Annotated in this window: 4 protein-coding genes; 1 reads left to right on the top strand and 3 read right to left on the bottom strand. The window is 48.2% G+C overall.

The genetic code is table 11. The features are described 5' to 3' along the window. Window positions 1–1,213 (top strand): YadA family autotransporter adhesin (locus tag HMPREF3091_RS20155; RefSeq protein ID WP_210403577.1); only part of this gene is annotated, 1,213 nt, incomplete at its 5' end. A gap of 78 nt (window positions 1,214–1,291) precedes the next feature. On the opposite strand, the gene HMPREF3091_RS20150 is transcribed toward HMPREF3091_RS20155, so the two are convergent. From HMPREF3091_RS20150 to HMPREF3091_RS20140, 3 genes are all read right to left on the bottom strand, one after another. Further along, the gene (locus HMPREF3091_RS20150) at window positions 1,292–2,605 is read right to left on the bottom strand and encodes a serine hydrolase domain-containing protein (RefSeq protein WP_083321475.1); all 1,314 of its coding nucleotides are present in this window, start codon (window positions 2,603–2,605) and stop codon (window positions 1,292–1,294) included. Window positions 2,606–2,826: 221 nt separating this feature from the next. Then, entirely contained in the window at window positions 2,827–4,479 is a 1,653-nt protein-coding gene (mqo, locus tag HMPREF3091_RS20145) for a malate dehydrogenase (quinone) (protein ID WP_139146234.1), read from the bottom strand. Between the two features lie 270 nt (window positions 4,480–4,749). Beyond that, the gene (locus HMPREF3091_RS20140; RefSeq protein WP_070718484.1) at window positions 4,750–6,063 is read right to left on the bottom strand and encodes a cytochrome c; all 1,314 of its coding nucleotides are present in this window, start codon (window positions 6,061–6,063) and stop codon (window positions 4,750–4,752) included.

Raw genomic sequence — 6,063 nt, 5'->3', positions numbered from 1 at the left:
AAACAACACCACCGACGGCACCGCTAACCTTGCTTTAGGTTCTGGCAATACCGCCAAAGGAAAACTCGGACTGGCGTTGGGTAAAAACAACACCACCGACGGCACTGCTAACCTTGCTCTTGGCTCCGGTAACACGGCCAAAGGACAATTAGGCGCGGCTGTCGGTATCAACAACACCACAGATGGAACCCTTAATCTTGCTTTAGGTTCTGGCAATACTGCCAAAGGAAAACTCGGACTGGCGTTGGGTAAAAACAACACCACCGACGGCACCGCTAATCTTGCTCTCGGCTCCGGTAACACGGCCAGTGGTACACATGCCGTTGCTCTAGGTACAGATAACACCGCGAAAGGAACCCAAGTATTAGTTGTGGGCAAAGGCTCTTCCGGCGTTGGTGATAAGGTCTTGGTGTATGGGAATAGCAACTCTGCAACGGGAAATAATGCCGTCATTATCGGTGAGGGGTCTTCAAGCCAAGGGAACAATACCCAGATACACGGCGATGGCTCTTCAATAAAGGGCAATGACAATACCATCGCCGGTAACCAATCCCAGATTGTAGGCAACACCAACAGTATTCAGGGGCATAGCGATCGTATCGAAGGTAATAACAACCAGATTGTTGGCGAGAAATCCAAAATAGTCGGCAATCGTAACCAGATAAATGGCGATGGCTCTACCATCCGCGGCAACGATAGCCAAATAGCAGGAAATAACTCGGCATCAGTCGGCAATAGCACACGAGTGGAGGGTAATCAGTCTTACGCCATCGGTAATAAAACCGCCGTTACAGGTAATAACAGCGTAGCCATTGGACACGGTTCTCAAGCGACAACGGATAATGAATTCTCCGTCGGCGGTAATGAAACCGGCAATCGTCGTATTACGCATGTCGCTCCCGGCATTAATGACAACGATGCGGCAACCGTTGGTCAGACCCGTCAGTGGACTAACCATCTAAACAAAAAGATTGACCACTATCAAAAACGCGCTAATGCAGGGATCGCCAACGCGGTCGCTTTAGGCGCAGTGCCACAAAACTGGAGCTATGACTCTAACTTTGGTATCGGTGTGGGGCAATACGAAGGCGAAAGTGCTTTTGCCGCGAAACTTGGCTTTAAACCTCGAGAGAATATTGCAGTTTCAGTCGGGGCCGGATTTGATTCGCGCAACAATCAGGCATTCTCGGCAGGTATGTCGTTTGGCTTTTAATATATAGATTACGCCCGCTAAATAGCGGGCGTTTTTTTATCGGCAATTTATCATAGGCCGTTGACTAACGGCTCTTAGTTACTTAGCCAATTTATTTGCGATAGCGTTAAACATTAGCGAGGCTTCAAGCGGCTGAGCGTTAAAGGAAGGCTCTGCCTTTGGCCAGGTTGACCACTGAACAATCACCAATTTTTCTTTCTGGTTCACCACAATCATTTGGCCGAAAATACCTAGCGCCCACATAGTGTCTTTGCTTTCCAAACCGTGCTTCGGCGCAACATCACTCGCGGTAGCCGGTACGCTATTATTCCACCATTCATAGCCGTAACTGCCATCAGGATGGGCAGGCGTTACTGATTTCTCTGCGGTATTCCATGTGCGAGCCTCTGCCACCCAGTGATCAGGCAGCATTTTGGTGCCGTTTGGTAAGATACCGTTGTTCATTATGAATAAACCGAATTTCCCCCAATCCTCCAGCGTCGCATTAAATCCGTGTGCTCCCACATCATGCTTACCCAACTGATAGCTGTGCCATACTCCATCATGGATCATTCCATCAGGCTGCCAAATCTTTTCCTGTAGATTTTGTGCTAGCGATTTTCCCGTTGCTTTTTCCAGCGTATCCCCCAGCAGCCACGCACCACCAGATGAATAAGACCAAGTTTGCCCCGGTTTTGCATAGGCTTTACGCTGCGGGTCTTTAACCAATTTGTTTACACAGCTATAGGTATTACTGTTCGCTTCACATTGAGTCAGTTTAGCGAAGTCTGAATTCGGATCGGTATAATCCTCTCCCCAGCTTACGCCAGAGGTATGCTGCAGCAGTTGGCGTATGGTGACATGTTCCCACGCCGTTCCTCGTACATCAGGATTATATTTGACCACTTCATCATCCAGCGACGAAATTTTCCCTTCCTTGAGCGCAATCCCAACCAGAGTAGAAACCACTGATTTTCCAACCGAGCGTGACGTCCACAGCGTGGTTGGCGTATTGCCATTGCCGTAGTAATCCCAAACAATCTTACCGTCTTTGATGACCATCATACCGGTCACACTATTGCGTTTCAGGTAGTCGCTCAGCGTAATATCATTGCCTTGATAGTGATATGTCACCGCTGATAAATCTTGGCTAACGCGAGGAATCGGCTGCGCTTTACCCGCCTTAAACACATCCCCCTCATAGGAGCGGTAATCATTGCGGAATCCCACCACTCGCTGTTGTTGATTCCATGTCAGCATATCTTTCACGTCAGGTAACTGCGCATCCGCTGGCGCAGGACAGGTTGCCAATTGCAACGTTTGGCAATCGTTAGCTGCAGGAGCCGCATTCACCTGTAGTACAGCCCCCAAACAGAAGGCAAGCAGGCAAATTCTGGTTTTTATTTTAATCATTGGAGTTCCTTTAAGTTCGAGTGTTAGCTTGATTGAACAAGCTCACTCTACTGCACTTAACAGGATACGCAGGGTCAGATAGCGAGGGAAAATCCCACACAGCGTTCTGCTAAAACCCGAGAGTTTGAGGTGTAAAGGAAGGAGTGGGAGAAATTGGAAGAGACTGGGTAGGGAAAGCCCCTCTGTCTGAAGCAAAGCCCCAGCGCAGAGGGTAACATGGGTTACAGCGCCATATCGTGCTGTGGAGAATCTTGATGTTTTTCTTCTACTGCTTTTTCCGCAGGAGTATTTGCTTTCATCTGAATCACCGGCGGTTTGGTCAGTTGCAGCGTAGACGCCGTATCATCCCAAACCTGCTGTGTTAACGCAGCATTTCCATTCAGCTTCTGACCGTAGCTCGGCACGATACCGCGGATTTTGCTCTGCCATTCAGGCGAGTTAAACTGCTCAGGGAACATCTGCTTAATCACATTCAGCGTGATAGGTGCAGCAGTGGAAGCCCCTGGTGATGCTCCCAACAGAGCAGAAATGGTTCTCTGTTGATCGACAACCACTTCAGTACCCAGCTTCAGCACCCCGCCCTTCTCTTTGTCTTTTTTGATGATCTGTACACGCTGACCCGCCTGAATCAGTTTCCAGTCCTCTTTACGCGCCTGCGGATAATACTCTTGCAGCGATGCAAATCGGTCGTCATCGCTCAGCATCACTTGGCTGATAAGGTATTTCACCAGATCAAAATTATCCAAACCGACATCGGTCATTGGAATAAAATTGCTGGTCGTCGTGGTGCTCAGCAGATCAAAGAAAGATCCATTTTTCAGGAATTTAGTCGAGAAGGTCGCGAATGGCCCAAACAGCACTACGCGTTTGCCATCGATGAAACGCGCATCAAGATGCGGCACAGACATGGGTGGCGCACCCACGGATGCTTGACCATATACCTTTTCTAAATGCTGTTGAGTAATTTCTGGGTTTTCCGTCATTAGGAAAGAGCCACCGACAGGAAAACCGGCGTAGTTTTTCGCTTCCGCAATGCCGGTTTTTTGCAGCAACTTCAGCGCTCCACCGCCGGCGCCAATAAACACGTACTTCGCGTCAATCGCGTGCTCATCGCCGCTGTTAACGTCTTTAATAGTGACATGCCATGAGTTATCGCCGTTGCGCTTAAACTCGGTCACTTCGGCTGAGGTCTGCAAAGAGAAATTGTCGCTTTTCTTCAGGCTGCCGATCAATTGGCGGGTGATTTCACCATAGTTAACGTCGGTTCCCGCGGGAGTCCAGGTGGCTGCGACTTTCTGACGGGCATCACGCCCTTGCATCACCAACGGTGCCCACTGCTGAATCTGTGCATGATCGGTTGAGAATTTCATCCCTTGGAACAGCGTAGTTTCCTGCAGTGCATCATAACGTTTGGTCAGATAATTGACGTTTTTATCGCCCCACACAAAACTCATATGCGGCGTAGAGTTAATAAAGTCATGAGGGTTATTTAAAATACCGCGCTTGACCTGAGCCGACCAGAATTGACGAGAGATCATAAACTGCTCGTTAATATCCAGCGCCTTGCTCACATCGATGCTGCCATCAGCACGTTCCGGCGTATAGTTAAGTTCCATATTGGCGGAATGTCCGGTTCCCGCGTTATTCCAACCATTAGATGACTCAAGCGCAACGCCATCTAATTTTTCGACCATGATCTGTTTCCACTCGGGTTGCAGCTCCTGCAACCAAGTCCCAAGCGAGGCGCTCATGATGCCGCCGCCAATGAGTAGGAAATCCGTTTTTTGCGTTGTCTCGTCCTTAGCCCAAGTGGCTGAACTGACAAATAATGCAAGCGTGGTGAGCGAAAGAAGAGTTTTATTGAATGCAGGCATAATAAGAATTTTACATAGCATAGATAAACAAAGTGCATATATGTTAACGCATTTTTACGTTAATTTAAAACCGCATTCACAATTTTAATAATCCACACACTTAGTGTTTATATATTTTGCAACAATAACAATGTCGACAGGGGTAATAATTCTATACACGCGCTATATAAATTATCTTTAAATTGGCACTTATCACTCAAATAATTAACCGGCGCTAAACACCACGCCGGTTAATTGACACTCAATATTTCTCAGATTTATTTCATCTTCTTACTGCGTATTTCTTGGGTTATTCAGCGGGTTACTTGCTGATAACGACTTACGTGCGTTAGCGACATCTTGCGTATTAACCGCCGGAGCCTGATTTCCCCACCCGTTACGAATAAAGGTTGCTACATCAGACAGCTGCTGATCATCAAGTTTCCAAGCAAATTCAGGCATCGCTGCCGCAGTTGGGTTACTGTGCGTCGCGACACCTTGCCCCCCTAGCATAAGCGCACGCAATACATTGGTCGCTGATGGTGCCTGAATACCACTGTTTCCCGCAAGCGCAGGGATCATGCCTTCCACACCGCTTCCATCTGCTTTATGGCAGGCCATACAGTTATCTTGGTAAATCTTACCCCCCCGCTGCATTGTTTCCTGCGCTGCCGTTAATGGAACAGAATTATCACGACTGCCCGGCAAGCTTTGCAGATATTCTGCCATCGCGCGTAAATCATCTTTGTTCATATACTGCAATGAATTATCGATTGCCTCTCCCATTGGTCCAGCGGCAACTACGTGGCTATTGCTTCCCGTTTCGAGATAGCTCACGACTTGATCTGGCGTCCAACGGCCAATGCCTTGACGTCTATTGCCAGTAATCTCTGGAGCAAGCCAACCTTGTAGTTCGCCCCCCTGTAGATACTTACCCGACCGATCGGCTCCTAGAAGATTTTTAGGGGTATGACAAGATGTACAGTGACCAAGCCCATCAACCAAATAAGCCCCACGATTCCACTGTGACGAACGCTGTGGATTTGTCTTGAACGGCGCTGCATCGAAGAAAAGCAGGTTCCAGCCCCACATCATTTGCCGGATATTGAAAGGAAACGGCAGATCAGTTTTCGCCACCTGATTATGTACAGCAGGGATAGTATCCAGATAGGCTTTCATATCTTTTAAATCTGCGTCACTAACTTTGCTATAAACATTATATGGCATAGCCGGATAAAGATTTTCACCATGAATCCCTTTACCATTACGCACTGCATCAATGAATTGCTGATCGCTCCACCCGCCGATCCCTGTTTCTTTATCGGGAGTGATGTTGCTAACCATTATCTTCCCAAACGGTGTATCTAGCCCCATGCCTCCGGCATAAGGTTTCCCCCCCTCAGCGGTATGACAGGCAACACAGTCTCCTGCACGAGCGAGATACTCACCACGTTCGAGCGCGGTTTTACCCGTGCTACTCAACGACGGTGGCGCTATAAAATCGTGTTTTTGGCTCGCATTGTGCCAGGTTTTATAGCCGATAAAACCTGCACCAGCGACTACTGCAACACCCACTACAGCGGCAATTACTTTTTTCGCAGTCAT

It is taken from the genome of Hafnia sp. HMSC23F03, from assembly GCF_001816025.1.
Taxonomy (GTDB): Bacteria; Pseudomonadota; Gammaproteobacteria; order Enterobacterales; family Enterobacteriaceae; genus Hafnia; species Hafnia paralvei.
Note: the sequence above shows the minus strand (reverse complement) of the source record. Positions and strands in the feature narration are given on the sequence as shown.